General features: G+C 67.4%; 15 protein-coding genes and 1 pseudogene. 11 read left to right on the top strand and 5 right to left on the bottom strand.

Features of this window, described 5'->3' with window-relative positions:
• Position 1 precedes the first annotated feature (1 nt).
• From LGQ10_RS29390 to LGQ10_RS29355, 8 genes are all read left to right on the top strand, one after another.
• Positions 2-1,828 carry a glycoside hydrolase family 15 protein gene (locus LGQ10_RS29390; RefSeq protein ID WP_226523986.1) on the top strand — a complete coding sequence of 609 codons (1,827 nt, stop codon included), beginning with the start codon at positions 2-4 and terminating at the stop codon, positions 1,826-1,828.
• Positions 1,829-1,885: 57 nt separating this feature from the next.
• Positions 1,886-2,254 (top strand): VOC family protein, encoded by a 369-nt coding sequence (locus tag LGQ10_RS29385; protein WP_226523985.1) that lies wholly within the window; start codon positions 1,886-1,888, stop codon positions 2,252-2,254.
• A 121-nt stretch (positions 2,255-2,375) separates the two neighbouring features.
• Complete coding sequence (locus LGQ10_RS29380) at positions 2,376-2,762, top strand: hypothetical protein (RefSeq protein WP_226523984.1); 387 nt, start codon at positions 2,376-2,378, stop codon at positions 2,760-2,762.
• Positions 2,763-2,795: 33 nt separating this feature from the next.
• On the top strand, positions 2,796-3,248 hold the full coding sequence (locus tag LGQ10_RS29375) for a hypothetical protein (protein ID WP_058433781.1): 453 nt from the start codon (positions 2,796-2,798) through the stop codon (positions 3,246-3,248).
• A gap of 58 nt (positions 3,249-3,306) precedes the next feature.
• The gene (locus tag LGQ10_RS29370) at positions 3,307-4,212 is read left to right on the top strand and encodes an alpha/beta fold hydrolase (protein WP_226523983.1); all 906 of its coding nucleotides are present in this window, start codon (positions 3,307-3,309) and stop codon (positions 4,210-4,212) included.
• A 77-nt stretch (positions 4,213-4,289) separates the two neighbouring features.
• A complete protein-coding gene (locus LGQ10_RS29365) occupies positions 4,290-4,763 on the top strand; it encodes a hypothetical protein (protein WP_058433779.1) in 474 nt (157 codons plus the stop codon).
• A 15-nt stretch (positions 4,764-4,778) separates the two neighbouring features.
• Positions 4,779-6,221: a TIGR01777 family oxidoreductase gene (locus tag LGQ10_RS29360; protein WP_226523982.1), complete on the top strand. Its 1,443-nt coding sequence runs from the start codon at positions 4,779-4,781 to the stop codon at positions 6,219-6,221.
• 19 nt (positions 6,222-6,240) lie between these two features.
• Positions 6,241-8,679, top strand: a complete 2,439-nt coding sequence (locus LGQ10_RS29355; protein WP_226523981.1) for an alpha/beta hydrolase — start codon at positions 6,241-6,243, stop codon at positions 8,677-8,679.
• 14 nt (positions 8,680-8,693) lie between these two features.
• Here the strand turns inward: LGQ10_RS29355 and LGQ10_RS29350 are convergent, their stop codons facing one another.
• Positions 8,694-9,680 carry a GlxA family transcriptional regulator gene (locus LGQ10_RS29350; protein WP_226523980.1) on the bottom strand — a complete coding sequence of 329 codons (987 nt, stop codon included), beginning with the start codon at positions 9,678-9,680 and terminating at the stop codon, positions 8,694-8,696.
• 92 nt (positions 9,681-9,772) lie between these two features.
• Here LGQ10_RS29350 and inhA point away from each other — a divergent pair, with 92 nt between their 5' ends.
• Positions 9,773-10,459 (top strand): isonitrile hydratase, encoded by a 687-nt coding sequence (gene inhA, locus LGQ10_RS29345; RefSeq protein ID WP_226523979.1) that lies wholly within the window; start codon positions 9,773-9,775, stop codon positions 10,457-10,459.
• Positions 10,460-10,470: 11 nt separating this feature from the next.
• Here inhA and LGQ10_RS29340 read toward each other — a convergent pair whose 3' ends face one another.
• Positions 10,471-10,815, bottom strand: a complete 345-nt coding sequence (locus LGQ10_RS29340; protein WP_058437450.1) for an antibiotic biosynthesis monooxygenase family protein — start codon at positions 10,813-10,815, stop codon at positions 10,471-10,473.
• 25 nt (positions 10,816-10,840) lie between these two features.
• On the bottom strand, positions 10,841-11,473 hold the full coding sequence (locus LGQ10_RS29335; RefSeq protein ID WP_226523978.1) for a LysE family translocator: 633 nt from the start codon (positions 11,471-11,473) through the stop codon (positions 10,841-10,843).
• Positions 11,474-11,561: 88 nt separating this feature from the next.
• Here LGQ10_RS29335 and LGQ10_RS29330 point away from each other — a divergent pair, with 88 nt between their 5' ends.
• Positions 11,562-12,887, top strand: a complete 1,326-nt coding sequence (locus LGQ10_RS29330; protein ID WP_226523977.1) for a PLP-dependent aminotransferase family protein — start codon at positions 11,562-11,564, stop codon at positions 12,885-12,887.
• Between the two features lie 264 nt (positions 12,888-13,151).
• Here LGQ10_RS29330 and LGQ10_RS29325 read toward each other — a convergent pair whose 3' ends face one another.
• The gene (locus tag LGQ10_RS29325) at positions 13,152-13,955 is read right to left on the bottom strand and encodes an aminoglycoside phosphotransferase family protein (RefSeq protein WP_226523976.1); all 804 of its coding nucleotides are present in this window, start codon (positions 13,953-13,955) and stop codon (positions 13,152-13,154) included.
• Positions 13,956-14,036: 81 nt separating this feature from the next.
• A complete protein-coding gene (locus LGQ10_RS29320; protein WP_058437221.1) occupies positions 14,037-14,495 on the bottom strand; it encodes an SRPBCC family protein in 459 nt (152 codons plus the stop codon).
• Positions 14,496-14,583: 88 nt separating this feature from the next.
• On the opposite strand from LGQ10_RS29320, the pseudogene LGQ10_RS29315 reads away from it, so the two are divergent.
• Positions 14,584-15,447: pseudogene (locus LGQ10_RS29315) on the top strand (ADP-ribosylglycohydrolase family protein); the annotation flags it as partial.
• Positions 15,448-15,479: the final 32 nt, after the last annotated feature.

Raw genomic sequence — 15,479 nt, 5'->3', positions numbered from 1 at the left:
CATGGCTGACCAGCACCCTGTGACCCAACGTCCCATCGACGCCCACGGCATCATCGGCGATATGCGCAGCGCCGCCCTGGTGGATGACCAGGGCAGCATCGACTTCTTCTGCTGGCCGGAATTCGACAGCCCGACGATCTTCTGCTCCCTGCTGGACACCCCCCACGCTGGAATCTTCCAGCTGGCACCGGTGCTGGCCAATGCCCGCCGCCAACAGATCTACCTGCCCGACAGCAATGTGCTGCAGACCCGCTGGCTGGGCAACGAGGCGGTGGTGGAAGTCACCGACCTGTTGGCCATCGATGAAGACGCAGAGCTGTTGCCACTGCTGATTCGCCGGGTCCGGGTGGTCAGCGGCCAGGCCCGCTTGCACCTGCACTGCGCCCCCCGGCTGGACTATGCCCGGGCCCCGACCCGCGCGCGGATGGACGGCGCCACGGTGTGTTTCGAGGCCCCCGGCCAGCCAGCGCTGCGCCTGGCAGGCGACCAGTCGTTGCAGCTGGAACAGGACGCCGCCGTGGCCGGGTTCGTGCTGGAACAGGGCCAGAGCGCCGAGTTCATCCTGGGGGGCATCGACGACCCCAGGGTGCGCTGCGGCACCAGCGACCTGCACCTGGTCCGCACCCTGAAGTTCTGGCGCGACTGGATCGGCCATTCCAACTATCGCGGGCGCTGGCGCGAGATGGTCAACCGCTCGGCGCTGGCGCTCAAGCTGCTGACCTCCAGGCGCCACGGCGCGATCCTCGCCGCGGCGACCTTCGGCCTGCCGGAAAGCCCGGGCGGGATACGCAACTGGGACTACCGCTATACCTGGGTGCGCGATGCCTCGTTCACCGTCTACGCCTTCATGCGCCTGGGCTTCGTCGATGAGGCCAACGACTACATGCGCTGGCTGCGCGGACGGGTCAGCGACTGCCATGGCAAGCCGATGAAACTCAACATCCTGTATGGCATCGATGGTCGCCAGGAGCTGCCGGAAGTCGAGCTTGCCCATCTCTCGGGGCATGGCGGCGCGCGACCGGTGCGCATCGGCAACCAGGCCTACGAGCAGGTGCAACTGGACATCTTCGGCGAGCTGCTGGACGCGGTGTACCTGGTGAACAAGTACGGCGAAGCGATCTCCCACGAAGGCTGGAAACACACGGTGCACGTGGTGGACCGGGTCTGCAGCCTCTGGCAGGACAAGGATGTGGGCATCTGGGAGATGCGTGGCGAGCAGCATCATTTCCTGCACTCGCGGCTGATGTGCTGGGTGGCCGTGGACCGGGCCATCCGCCTGGCGTCCAAGCGCTCGCTGCCGGCACCGTTCGCCCGCTGGGACCAGGCACGCCAGGCCATCTACGACGACATCTGGAGCCAGTTCTGGAACGAGGAGCGCGGGCATTTCGTCCAGCACATCGGCAGCACCGCCCTGGACGGCTCGATGCTGCTGATGCCCCTGGTGCGTTTCGTCAGTGCCCGCGACCCGCGCTGGCTCTCCACCCTGCAAGCCATCGAGAACAGCCTGGTACGCGACGGCATGGTCTACCGCTACCGCAACGATGACAGCCGGATCGACGGCCTGGATGGCACCGAGGGGGCCTTTGCCGCCTGCTCGTTCTGGTACGTCGAGTGCCTGGCCCGGGCCGGGCGCCTGGAACAGGCTCACCTGGAGTTCGAGCAGTTGCTGCGCTACGCCAACCCCCTGGGCCTGTATGCCGAGGAGTTCGACAGCCATGGCCGTCACCTGGGCAACACGCCCCAGGCCCTGACCCACCTGGCGCTGATCAGCGCGGCCAGTTTTCTCGACCGGCGCTTGAGCCGTGACAAGGGCGTCTGGCAACCTTGAGCCTACCCCTGGCCGACCCGGGGCCCTGTCCTCGCCAATAGCAATGGAAGTGCTCCCATGCCCGACTCCCCGATCATCGCGGTGATGATCCATGCCGCCGACTGGCGTGCTGCTACCACCTGGTACGCCCAGGCCTTTCCCGACGCTCGCCGGATCGTTCATGAACCGGATGACTTCGGCCATCTGCAGCTCGCCGGCCTGTCGCTGGAAATCGTTCCCTGCGACGCCAAGGTCGACCAGGGCCCGGCCGGCTCCGTGGTGTACTGGCGCGTCCAGGACCTGCCGGCAGAAGTACGGCGCCTGTCTGCCCTGGGCGGCCGCTTGTATCGCGGCCCCATGGCCATCGAGGGTGGCGAGTGGATCTGCCAGGTGCAGGACCCCTGGGGCAACTGCATCGGCCTGCGCCAGCCGGCACCCTTGGCCTGAGGTAAAAGATGGCGCTCCTCCTTCAAGCAGCGGGTCCACAGCGCCGACCTGCAAGTGAAGCCGGTGCGGCGAGCGACACCGCGCTAGAATCCGCCCCTCGACTTTCCCCTGGGGACCCCTCATGAGCCTGGAGTTGCACCTTGAAGCCGACAAGCGCCTGACCTCGGCGCTGCTCGGCCGTCTGCTGGAGGGTCTTGCGGGAGCCGAAATGGCCGCTGCGTCCAGAGGCCTGCAGGCGACCTTCCCGTCAGGGCTGAGCCTTGACAGCGAGGATTCGAACCTGGAGCCCGAGATCCGCGCCGAAGACCGCAAAGGCTGCGACTTCGCCGTCGGCCTGCGCTGCGGCTTGCGCATCAAGGGGCCCGAACCCGAGGGCCACAGCGCCCTGGATGACCTCCGACGACTGCTGGACAGCATTGCCCAGGGCAGCGAGGCGATGTTCATCCTCTCGTTCCAGTACGAATCCACGCTTTACTGGCGCGACGCCGAAGGGCTGCATGAAGCCTGAGCCACGAAAACCACCACGAGTGACACCACCCCGATGAAAACACTGGTCGCCCTGCTTGCCCTGCTATTCAGCAACGTCGCCCTGTGTGCCTCGTTCAGCGATTCCCCCGAAGCCCTGGTGCGCCAGTTCATTGCCGACTATCAGCAGTGGAGCGACAACGCCAGCGCACGCCAGCCGGTGGACGCTCCCCTGCAATCGCTCGACCTGGCGCAGCAGGAGTACGCCCGGTTGCTGGCCAAGTTCTGCCTGCCGGGCTTCCAGGGCCAGCCGATTGCCTTCACCTCCCCGGCCAGTCATGGCACGGGCTATGAGCAGGTTCTCTCGAGCAGCCGGACCGGTGATCGCGCGCTGGTGAAAACCCGGGCGATCAGTCCCGGTACGGGGTTTGCCGCCGATTACCACTACCAGCTGATCTTTCGTGACCAGCGCTGGTACCTCAGCGAAGTGTTCTATGTGGACGATGAGGGCCAGTACGAATCGCTGTAGATCACCTGCAAGCCATTTTTGCGCTAGGGTGTTGCGAGCCACCGAACCCGGAGTCACGATGCCCAGTCCAGCCTCGATGCATCACGTCACGACCTCCAGCCTGCACATTGCCTACGAGGAACACGGCCCGCGCAGTGGCGAGCCGGTGATCCTGCTGCATGGTTTCCCCTATGACCCGCGAGCCTTCGATGAAATCGCCCCGCCCCTGGCCGAACTCGGTTATCGGGTGATCGTGCCGTACCTGCGCGGCTACGGGCCAACGCGCTTCACCCACCCTAGGATCATGCGCTCCGGGCAGCAGGCAGCCCTGGCCCAGGACCTGCTGGACCTGATGGATGCCCTGCAACTGCCCCGGGCCACGCTCGCCGGCTACGACTGGGGCGGACGCGCGGCGTGCATCGTCGCCGCTCTCTGGCCGCAACGGGTGCGCGGCCTGATGAGCGCCGATGGCTACAACATCCAGGATATCGCCCAGGCCTGTGAGCCCCGGGCTCCGGAAACCGAGCTGCGGCTGTGGTACCAGTACTACTTCAACACCCAGCGCGGGGTGGACGGCCTGCGCGCCAACCGCCGGGAATTCTGCGAGCTGCTGTGGCGCCTGTGGTCGCCGACCTGGCAACAAGGGCCCGGGCTCTATGGGGCGAGTGCGCCGTCCCTGGACAACCCGGACTTCGTCGAGGTGGTGATCCATTCCTACCGCCACCGCTTCGGCTACGCGCCAGGCGATCCGGCCCTGGAACCCATCGAGCAGGCACTCCTGGCCCAGCCACCGATCCAGGTGCCGACCATCGCCCTGTGCGGCGCCGACGATGGCGTCGGCCCGCCGCTGGAGCCGGACCCCGACGGCCCGCTGTTCACGGGGGGATATGAGCGGCGGATCCTGCCTGGGGTCGGCCACAACGTGCCGCAGGAGGCTCCGCAGGCCACCCTGGAGGCCGTGCTGGAGTTGCTGCGGGACGCTTGAGGAGCGCGACTGGCGCACGCCATGCGGGGGGAAAAGCCGGTACACTGCGCCGCCTCGATCCCCCCACAGGACATGGAATGTTATCCGCCGCCTCCTCTTCACGCTCCGGCCTTCGCCGGGGCCTGGTGCTCTGGCTGTATGCCGCCGGCGCCGGCCATCTGCTCGCCGGCCTGCTGTTGACCTGGGCCGGCCAGCACGCACTGTTCAACGACTACCTGACCCACATCGAGCAAGCCTTCTGGGGCACTGCTGCCCCGGCGCCAGGGCGCGCCCAGCAGATCTGGTGGCTGGGCCTGTTCGGCGCCACCTTGCAAAGCTACTCCCTGTACCTGCTGGGCCTGGTGCACCTGGGCAATCGCCTGCGCGCGCCGGCAGCCTGGGCCTGGCTGATGGCCGGGATCCTGCTGTGGGCGCCCCAGGACATGTGGCTGTCCTGGCAGAAGGGCATGCATGCCCACCTGTGGATCGACAGCTTCGCCCTGCTGGTCCTGCTGCCACCGCTTGTGTGGCTGCACCGGCATGACCGCCTTTCCCCTCGTTCTCTTTCGTAAAAGGATTTCACCATCGTGGCTGACTTGCCGTTCCTGCAGTGGGCCGTCGCCCTGCTGCTCGCCCAAGGCGTACTGGGCGCCCTCGACACGCTCTATCATCACGAGCTCACCGTGGCCCTGCCCCAGCGTCACAGCGCCCGCAAGGAACTGAGCATCCATGCCCTGCGCTCCTGCTTCTACGGCATCCTGTTCATGGGGATCGCCAACCTGGCGTTCCAGGGGACCTGGGCGCTGGTGATCGCCTTGCTGTTCGGCCTGGAAATCTGCCTGACCCTGTGGGACTTCGTGGTCGAGGACCGCAGCCGCAAACTGCCGGCTATCGAACGCATCATGCACACGGTGCTGGCGATCAACGCCGGTGCCTTCTTCGCCCTGTACGGTGCGCAGCTTCTGGAGTGGTCGCGCCTGCCCAGTGCCCTGGCCCCCATCGACCTGGGCTGGCAGGGCTGGGCCTTGAGCCTGTTCGCCGTCGGGGTGACGGCCTCGGGGATTCGCGACGGCCTGGCGGCCCTGCGCCTGCAACGCCAGGGGCAGGCGGTCAATCCGTTTACCGGTGGGCCCGGCAAGCGCGTGCTGGTCACCGGCGGCACCGGATTCATCGGCGAAACCCTGGTCAACCAGTTGCTCGACGCCGGCCATACGGTCAGCGTGCTGGCCCGGGACCCCTTGCGCGCCGCCTACCTGTTCGACGGCCGCGCCCGCTGCCTGCGCTCCCTGGACAAGCTGGGCCACGGCGAAGTGTTCGACGTGATCATCAACCTGGCCGGCGCCCCGGTGGCCGGGCCGCGCTGGTCGGCCAAGCGCCAGGCCCAGTTGCTGGCCAGCCGGGTCGGCACCACCGAAGCCCTGCTCAACTGGCTGCAGCACGCCCAACACAAGCCGCAGTTGTGGATCCAGGCGTCGGCCATCGGCTTCTATGGGGTGCGCGACGCCAGCCAGGCGCTGGATGAGAACGCCGAGCGCGGCGAAGGCTTCATGGCCGACCTGTGCGCCCGCTGGGAGTCCTCGGCCGAGCCGGCCAGTCGTTTCGGCGTGCGCCAGGTGGTGCTGCGCCTGGGCATCGTATTTGGCCCCGGCGGCGCCCTCAAGCCACTGCTGATGCCCTTCTACTTCGGGTTTGGCGGACGCATGGGCGATGGCCAGCAGATCATGAGCTGGGTGCATCGCGACGATGTCCTGCAGGTCATGGCTCGCGCCATGCACGACGACTCGCTGAACGGCACCTACAACCTGGTGGCCCCGGATGCAGTGAGCCAGGGCCAGTTCGCCGAGAGCGTCGGCAAACGGCTCAAGTGTCCGGTATGGCTGCACGTGCCGGCGGCGCCGGTACGGGCCCTGGCCGGGGAAATGGCCCAGCTGTTCTTCGATGGCCAGAAGGTGGTGCCGGCGCGGCTGTTGCAGGCCGGCTACCGCTTCCGTTACCCGACCCTGGACAGCGCCCTGCGCGACCTGGCCTGAGCCGAACCGAGGAATGTCGATGAGCAAGCCCCTGTTGTACTTGCTGGCGGGCAACGGCAGCGCCGCCGACTGGTGGGACGATGCCACACCCCACTTTCGCCGCTACCAGGTGCAGGCCCTGGAGCTGCCCGGCTTTGGCGACAACCCCCAGCCGCCCTGCGAGGACCTGGGGCAGTACGCCGAGGCCCTGCTGGCGCTGACCACGCCAGGTTGCGCGATTGTCGCGGTAGGAGTCAGTGCGCTGGTGGTGCTGCATGCGCTGGAGCGCCGCCCCGGGCATTTCTCCCGCAGCGTGCTGCTGTCGCCGGTGGGTGCCTTTCTCTGGCAGCGCCGCCTGCCCGCGCTGATGTCGCCGCTGCCGGCACGGCTGCTGATCCATGGCCTGCTCAGCCACAAGCCAACCTGGTTCGCCCACAAGTTCTCGCGCCAGCCCTGGAGCCCGCAACAGTACCGGCGCATGGGCGCCGGTTATGCCCGCTGCCGGGCCTTCGTGCCGCTTTGGCAACAACTGCGAGCCGACACCGCACTGCCCTTGCTGGAGTGGATCAAGGACCCGGTGGAACTGGTGTGGGGTGACCAGGACCGGCTGCTGGGGATTGCCCAGGCCGCAGCCTGGTCGGCGATCCTGGCCCGCGCCGACCTGCGGGTCAGCCTCCAGCCGGGCTGGGGCCACTACCCCTGGATCGACGCACCCGCCGAGTTCGTCGCCTGGCTCGAAGCCGGCGACCAAGGTTTTGTCGCCCATACCAAGGGCGGCCGCCTGCGCCTGGCGGAACTGGCCGGCCAGCCGGTGCCGGCTGCCCTGTCCCTGGACAGCGCCAACGACCCGCGGCTCGGCCCACTGCTCGCCAGCCAGCCCGATGCCCTGTGGGCCGTGCGCTCCTCCAGCTACGGTGAAGATCAGGCCGACTCGGCCAATGCCGGGCTCAGTACCACCTACCTGCGAGTGGCCAGCGCCGAGGTGCCCCGGCGCATTGGCGAACTGCGCGACGCCGGGGTCGAGGAAGTGGTGGTACAGCGCTTCATCCAGCCGACCCTGTCCGGGATCGCCTTCGTCCGCCACCTGGCGGTGGAGCTGGAGTGGGTCGAGGGTCATCTGGAAAGCCTCGCCGATGGCCAGGTCAGCCCCGAGCGAGCCGTGCTGTCACGCCTGGGCGAGGCCTGGGCCAGCGGCACCTTCGCCACCCGCCATGGCCTGTCCGCCAAGGTCTTGTGGGATTTTCTGCAAGGGGTGCTGAAGGTCTTCCACTATGTGCCCGGAGACATCGAATGGGCCTGGGACGGCCAGCAGCTGTGGCTGCTGCAATACCGCCCGATCAGTGACTATGGCTGGCGCCGGCACCTGACCGCGGCCAACATCGCCGAGATCCTGCCACCGCAGCCCAGCCGCTTCGTCGAGTACGGCCAGCGCCGGGCAGCAGCGAGCATCCCGGCGATCATGGCCCGCTGGGACGCCCGGGTGCTGGAGAACAACGAGCCCTTCACCGCGCTGTTCGGCGGTGCCTCGTACATCAACAACGATCTGTTCCTGGCCCGGCTGGCCGACTGGGGCCTGCCTTCTTCCGGTTACGCCGCGGAAGTCGGGGGCGCCGCTCCGGCCCTGCCCTTGCGGCCCTTGCGCTTGCTGCGGTCGCTGCCGCGCTTCTTGCGCATGCAGCACATCGCCCGGGGCCATTTGCTGACCCTGGAACCTGGCCTGCGGCGCTTCGATCGGGAGCTGGCGCAGTTGCACGAAGGCGGCGCCGATGGCCAGCAGCTGGCGGACTGGTTCAGCCGGTTCTATGTGTTCGTGGTCCAGGGCAACCTGTGCATCGCCACCGCCCTGGCCAGCAGCGGCGGCGCCCTGCTCGGCCGCCCGCCCACCGCCTACGACAACCTGGACAACAGTCCCCATCGCCTGCCCTGGGAGACGGACCCCGGCACCCCGCGCCCAGCATGCGGGCCACTGCCGTTGCAAGCGTTCCCGCACTGGAATCCGACCATCACCCTGGCCCACCGCCTGGGCGTGCCGGGCATGCGCGGTTATTACCTGCAAGTGCGCGAGTGGTACCGGGACAACCTGATGCGCATCTTCATGCGCCTGCACCATGCGGTGCCCGAGGCCGATCGCGCGTACTGGTTCGCTCCCCATGAACAGGTGCGCAGCCGGGGCGGGAGTTTCTGGCAGGACGGCCGTGAGGGCAGCGAACAGGCCAGCGGCTTCCTGATCTACCCGGGCCAGGCCCAGGGCATCCTCGGGGTGGAGATCCTCCTGGAAGAGACCCTCGACCCGGGCCGACACGCCCACTATCAGCAGGCCAGGGCGGTGATCGCACGCATGGGCGGACGCCTGTCCCACGGCTCGACCCTGCTGCGGGAGCTGCGCAAGCCCTCGGCCGTGCTGCCCCAGGTGGACCCAAGCTGGATGGGCCGCGAAGTGCGTTACAGCGATGGCCAGTTGAGCCTGGTCCAGGACTGAGCCAAGCCCCCGGTTCAACCGGGCGGCAAGGGTGCCGCGAAGCGTTCGCGATAGGCCTGGGGCGTTACGCCCAGGGCCCGCAGCACACTGCGGCGCAGGGTCTCTTCGCTGCCAAAACCGCACTGCACCGCGATGCGCTTGACCGGCAGGCCGGTGTCGGCCAGCAGCCGGCGGGCGGTTTCCACGCGGATCAGCTCGATGGCCCGGGCCGGAGTCTGGCCGGTGTTGGCACGGTAGTGGCGCACGAAGCTGCGCTCGCTCATGGCCGCCTGCCGGGCCAGGACCGGCACCGTCAAGTCACGATTGAGGTTCTCGGCGATCCAGGCGTGCAGCCCGTCGAAACGCCCGCCGCCCTTCTGCAACCCCAGGGTCACGCTGAACTGCGCCTGCCCTCCCGGGCGCTTGAGAAACACCACCAGTTGCCGAGCCACGTCCAGTGCCGCTTCGCGCCCCAGGTCAGCCTCCACCAGGGCCAGGGCCAGGTCGATGCCGGCCGTGACCCCGGCCGACGTCCAGACCGGGCCGTCGTTGATGAAGATCGGATCGGCCTCGACCCGCAGTCGTGGATATTGCTCGGCCAACTGCTCGCAGCGAGTCCAGTGGGTCACTACCCGGCGCCCGTCGAGCCAGCCGCTGGCGGCCAGCAGGAAAGCCCCGGTGCAGACCGAGGCCACGCGCCGCGCCGTGCTGGCCCTAGCTGCGACCCAAGCCACCAGGTCCGGGTCGTGGGCGGCTGCGTAGACGCCTCGGCCACCGGCGACGACCAGCGTATCGCAGGGTTGCTCCGGACCCGGCAGCGGCTCGGCCAGCAGCGCCAGCCCCGATGAACTGAGCACCGCCCCGCCCGGGCTGGCGACCACCCGGGGATGGTAGGGCAGCGGCCGGTCCTGCTCGCGGGCCCGATCATTGGCCGAGGCGAACACCTGCAACGGCCCGGTGACATCCAGCAACTGGGCATCGGCAAAGGCCAGGACAAACACGGTTTTCGCAGTCAGGGACATGATTGGCGTAAATCGAGGGCAAGTTGGCGTGTGCGCCAAATCCTAGAAGGCTAGAGTCAGCTCGTCCACCCCATCGATACAAGGAACTCGCCATGGCCGTACAGATCGGTTTCCTGTTGTTCCCCGGAGTCCAGCAACTGGACCTGACCGGGCCCTATGATGTACTGGCCGCACTGCCGGATACGCAAGTGCACCTGCTGTGGAAGGTGCCGGGGCCGATCAGCTCCAGTGCCGGGATGCTGCTGCAAGCCACCACCGGCTTCGCCGCCTGCCCGCCCCTGGATGTGCTCTGTGTGCCGGGCGGCGCCGGCGTCGGCGCGTTGATGGAAGATCCACAGGTGCTGGATTTTCTCCGCCAGCAGGCCGCCCAGGTGCGTTACCTGACCTCGGTCTGTACCGGCTCCCTGGTACTGGGGGCGGCCGGCCTGCTCCAGGGCAAGCGTGCCACCACCCATTGGGCCTATCACGAACTGCTGGCGCCGCTGGGGGCCATCCCGGTCCATGAACGTGTGGTGCGCGACGGCCACCTGTTCACCGGTGGCGGTATCACCGCAGGTATCGACTTCGCCCTGACCCTCGCCGCCGAACTGTTCGGCCCGGAGACCGCGCAGCGGGTGCAACTGGACCTGGAATACGCCCCGGCCCCGCCCTTCGACTCTGGCAGCCCGGACACCGCTCCCGCCCCCCTGGTGCAACAGGCCCGCCAAGCTACTGCGGCCTCCCTGGGCAAGCGCCGGGAAATCACCCTGCGTGCCGCCGCCCGGTTGCAGGCCGGCTGATCCGGCCAGCGTCAGGCACGGCGCACCTGGCCGTGGCGGTCGTTGGCCAGCAATGGGTCGATGCCGCCATCACCGTAGACCCGCTCGACCCGGGAAATCACCACCTGATAACCGGCGTACCAGCGCCGGTACTGGCGCTTGGCTTCAAGGTGCCTGGGGTGACGGGCGAAGGCCTGGATCGAGGCCTCGTCTTCCCAGTAGTAGCTGGCATTGACCAGCCCCTGGTCAGCGTTGGCCCAGGACTGGGCACCGACGAAACCCGGCAGGCTGGCGGCGACTTCGTCGATGATCGCGCTCAGACGCTGGAACTCTTCGTCGGCCTGGCCCGGCTTATAGATAAAGGCGGCGATGTACATGCTCGAACTCCATTGGGGGGATGAATCAGTTTGTCTGGGGCACCAGCGCCAGACGCAAGGCCAGGGCCAGCAACACCACCGCCAGCAGCCAGGACTGCAACCTGGCGACACCTGCCGTGCGGGCGGCCAGGCCACGTCCCAGGGCGGCACCGCAGATTCCCAGGCCCGTGTGGAAGACCCCGCTGACCAGGGTGAGTACCAGCCCCAAGACCACCAGTTGCCAGGCGATGCTGCCCTGCCCGGGGCTGACGAACTGCGGCAGGAAGACCATGAAGAACAACAGGGCCTTGGGGTTGAGCAGGCTGTTGCCCATGGCGCGGATGAACACGGTAGCCAGCGGCACCCGGGGGGTATTGGCGAGCTTCAAGCCAGCCCTGCTGCCCAGGGCTTTCCAGGCCAGCCACAGCAAGTACGCGACCCCGGCATAACGAATCAGGTCCAGGGCCGGCGGCCAACTGGCCACCAATGCGGTGATGCCGGAGGCGGTGAGCAGGGTCAGGCAGATATCCGCCATCCCGATCCCCAGCCCGGACACGACCCCTCCACGCCAGCCATAGGCCATGCCCTGGCTGATGACGAAGGCCATGTTCGGCCCCGGTGACAACAGCAACAACAGTACGGCACCGATGAAGATCGATAGGGTCGTCCAGTCCGGCATGCTCGCGCGCTCCTGCGGAAAGCCGGTAGATTAGGAGCTCATCCTGATACAAACAAAAAACTGTTCTAGATACACCGGGAGCCCAAGCATGCGCCGCACTCGCTACAAGGCCATCGTCGATGACTTCGCCCAATGCATCCGAACCGGCCAGCTGGCCCCGGGTACCCAGCTGCCCACGGTGCGAGCGCTGATGGCCAGGGAGCGCGTGGCCCTGGCCACCGCGTTGCGGGTGTACCAGGAGCTGGAGGCCATTGGCCTGGTGGTGGGCGAAGCCGGGCGCGGAACCTTTGTCCGCGACAGCACCCTGCCCCGGGGCATGGGCCTGGAACAGCAACCGGCCAGCGACGCCTCGGTGGACCTGGCCTTCAACTACCCGTCCCTGCCCGGCCAGGAGCAGAACCTGCGTGAAGGCCTGCGGGCCATCGCCGCTTCCGGCGACCTGGACGCCCTGTTGCACTCCGCCCCCCAGGGTGGACGTCGCCATGAACGCCAGACTGCCGCCCGGCACCTGCGCAACCGCGAGATCCGGGTCGGCGCCGAACAGGTGCTGATCGTCAACGGGGCACAGCAAGGGCTGGCAGTCAGCCTGCTGGCGCTGCTCCAGCCCGGGGACATCCTGGCGGTGGACGCCCTGACCTACCCGGGCCTGAAGACCCTGGCCCAGGTCCATCGACTGGACCTGGAGCCACTGCCACAGATCGATGGCCTGACCGACCTCGATGCCTTGCAGCAACTGTGTCGCCGGCGGCCGGTGCGCGCGTTATACTGCATGCCCACCCTGCACAACCCGCTCGGCACGGTGATGCCCCTGGCCCAGCGCCAGCGCCTGGTGCAACTGGCCCGCGAGCATGACTTCTGGCTGCTCGAGGACGGGGCCTATGCCTTTCTGGCCGAACCTGCGCCTGCCCCCCTGCAGACCCTGGCACCGGAGCGCACGCTGTACATCTCGGGCTTGTCGAAAAGCGTCGCCTCGGGCTTGCGCATCGGCTTCATCGTCGCGCCGCTGGCGTTGATCCCGGCCCTGGAGCGGGCAATTCGCGTCTCCAGCTGGAGCACGCCGACCCTGACCGTGACCCTGGGGTGTCGGTGGATCGAGTCGGGGCTGGTGGACAGCCTGGAAGAGCAGAAGCGCGAGGATGCCCGCAGCCGCCAGCAACTGGCCAGGCGGGTGCTCGAGGGCTGCGACTGCCAGGCCTATGCCACCTCGTATTTTCTCTGGCTGAAACTCCCTGATGGGCTGCGGGCCAGTGCCGTGGTGGCGGCCCTGGCGCATCAGGGGGTCACGGTGACGTCGGCCGAACCCTTCGCCACCACCGCCCACGTGCCCCAGGCGTTGCGCCTGGCCCTGGGCTCGATCGGCCTGCCGCAGCTGGAGCAGGCCCTGGAAAAGGTCCGCAGCGAAATCACCCGCTGACATGACGTGGCCTGGAACCCATGGCGTATCGGAACAGGCAGAATCCAGGCGAAAAAAAACCCGCCGAAGCGGGTTTCTTTCAAGACCATCATGACATCCTGTCTGCAGCATCCGTGCTAATGGTCGATCTTCCGTGATCCTGAGCGCGTCCTGCGCTGCAGTTGTGGGAAGAGATATTAAACACGCGACCCAAGGTGCAGAAGGCGCATTGAAGTACAGCGCGTGTAGGAAATTGACTACAGCGCACCTACGCAATCCCTGAGGTCATCGCGCCAGCGCCTGAACCGCCAGGGCCGCAAGCTTGAGCTGATGGCGGGCCGCGGCGTGATGATCGTCCTCGAGAAACCAGGCAGCGGACAGGCCACTGAAAGCCAGGACCCACTGCACCAGGCGCCGGGGTTGCAGGTCGGCCGCCTGGGCAATCACCTGCACCTGGCGTTCGAAACGCCGGGGATCGGTGGCGCTGGGCAGGTCCGGGTTGCAGATCAGGTTGGCGAAGTCGAAGGTGCGCTCGCCGTATACCCGCTTGGGGTCGATGACCAACCAGCCCGCCTCGCCGAAATCCAGCACGTTGTCGTGGTGCACATCGCCATGCAGCACCACTTCATCCCGAGGGGTGGCCAGCAGCTGTTCCGCCATGGCCAGGCTTTCAAGGAACAGGCCACCCTGTTGCCGCGCCGCCTCGCGCAGATCCTTGAACCAGTGATCCAGCGCCAGCAACGGCGGCAGCGGCTTGGCCCGTGGCGCATGCAGGCGTGCCAGGGTCGTGCAGACGACCTGGCTGACCGCATCATGCTGCCCGGCAAGGGCCATGCGCATCAACGAGCCAGCACCCATGGCACGCGCCATCAGCAGCGCATCGTCTTCTTGGGCATGCACCCGGGCCGCGCCCTCCCCGGCCCACCAGGCCATCAGTCGGTTGCCAGCCTGTTCGTCTTCGTCCAGGGCGATCTTCAGCATCGCCGGTGCCCCCGTCTCCAGGCGCACCGGCAACAGGCGACTACCCGGGGTGAGGATGGGCTCGCCATCGGGCACCAGGTGCCAACGTTCGATATAGGCAGCAAACACAACAGCAGCTCCAGGCAGTCAACGACAAGCTGCAAGTTTCAATCGCCGCCCGGCACACGCGCAAGCCTGGCCGCCTCGGCATCAGCGCTGGCGCAGGTAGTTCTCGATATTGCCCATCTGCTCGTCCCAGCCGCGGCTGTTCATGCGAAACGCCTTGAGCCGACGGTCGGCGGCAATGCCGTCGAAACCCGACTCGGTGACTCGCAACAGGGTCGCGGCGCCGTGCTCTTCCAGTTCGAACTGCACCAGGGTAGTAGGCTCGCTCGAGTAGTCCACGGCCGGGTCCACGGCATAGGGGTGCCAACGGAAGGAGAACAGTTCCTCGGGCAGCATCTGCTCGACCTGTACCTCCAGCATCAGGTGTTCATAACCGGGATACGTGATGGCGCCGCGGGCCTTCTGGCCGGGTGCGAAATGCTGGTCGGCGAGCGTCACGCCAAACCAGCGACCGAAACTCTCGGCCTCGCTCAGCGCGGCCCAGACCTGCGCCGGACTGGCCTGGAGCAGGATCTTGCGTTCGATGCGATTTGAAGAATTCATAAGTCACCTCCAGTGATCAACACTAGTGCGCCCTGGGCCGAGCGCAACCTTTGGCGGACCGCGAGCCGCCTGATCGACGCCAGGAAAAATGCTACTGTCAGCGCCCCATCGCCAAAGCAAAGGACCTGCCATGCCCACCGCCCTTATCGACCGCTATCGCGGCAGCCTGCTGGGCCTGGCCTGCGGCGATGCCGTCGGCACCTGCGTCGAGTTCAAGCCCCGTGGCAGCTTCCCACCCGTTACTGACCTGCAAGGCGGCGGGCCGTTCAACCTCAAGCCCGGCCAGTGGACCGACGACACCTCGATGGCCCTGTGTCTGGGGGAAAGCCTGCTGCGCAAGGAGGGTTTCGATGCCGCCGACCAGATGGGTCGCTACCTGAACTGGTGGCAATGGGGCTACCTCAGCGCCACTGGCGAATGCTTCGACATCGGCATGACGGTGCGCCAGGCCCTGGCCGACTACCAGGAGCATGGCCGGCCCTTCGCCGGTTCCAGCGATCCCCAGACCGCCGGCAACGGCTCGCTGATGCGCCTGGCGCCCGTGGTGCTGTTCTTCCATCCCGACCTCGCCCGGGTCCGGCAGTTTGCCGGTGACAGCTCGCGCACCACCCATGGCGCCGCCGAGGCCATCGAGTGCTGCCAGTTGTTCGCCACACTGATCGCCAGGGCCCTGGGCGGCGCCTCCAAGCAGGAGCTGCTGGAGGTGGACGACATGCCCTTCGAACAGGCCAAGGTGAGCGCCCTGGCTCGCGGCAGCTACCGGAACAAGAGCCGCGAAGCGATCCGCGGCAACGGTTATTGCGTGGACTCCCTGGAGGCCGCGCTGTGGTGCTTCCAGCACAGCGACAACTACGCGGATGCCGTGCTGGCCGCAGCCAACCTGGGGGACGATGCCGACACCACCGCCGCCATCGTCGGCCAACTGGCCGGGGCCTTCTACGGTATCCAGAGCATACCGGCGCACTGGCTGGCCCAGCTGCACAT

This window comes from Pseudomonas sp. L5B5 (genome assembly GCF_020520285.1).
Taxonomy (GTDB): domain Bacteria; phylum Pseudomonadota; class Gammaproteobacteria; order Pseudomonadales; family Pseudomonadaceae; genus Aquipseudomonas.
This window is presented reverse-complemented; position numbering and strand designations above follow the sequence as displayed.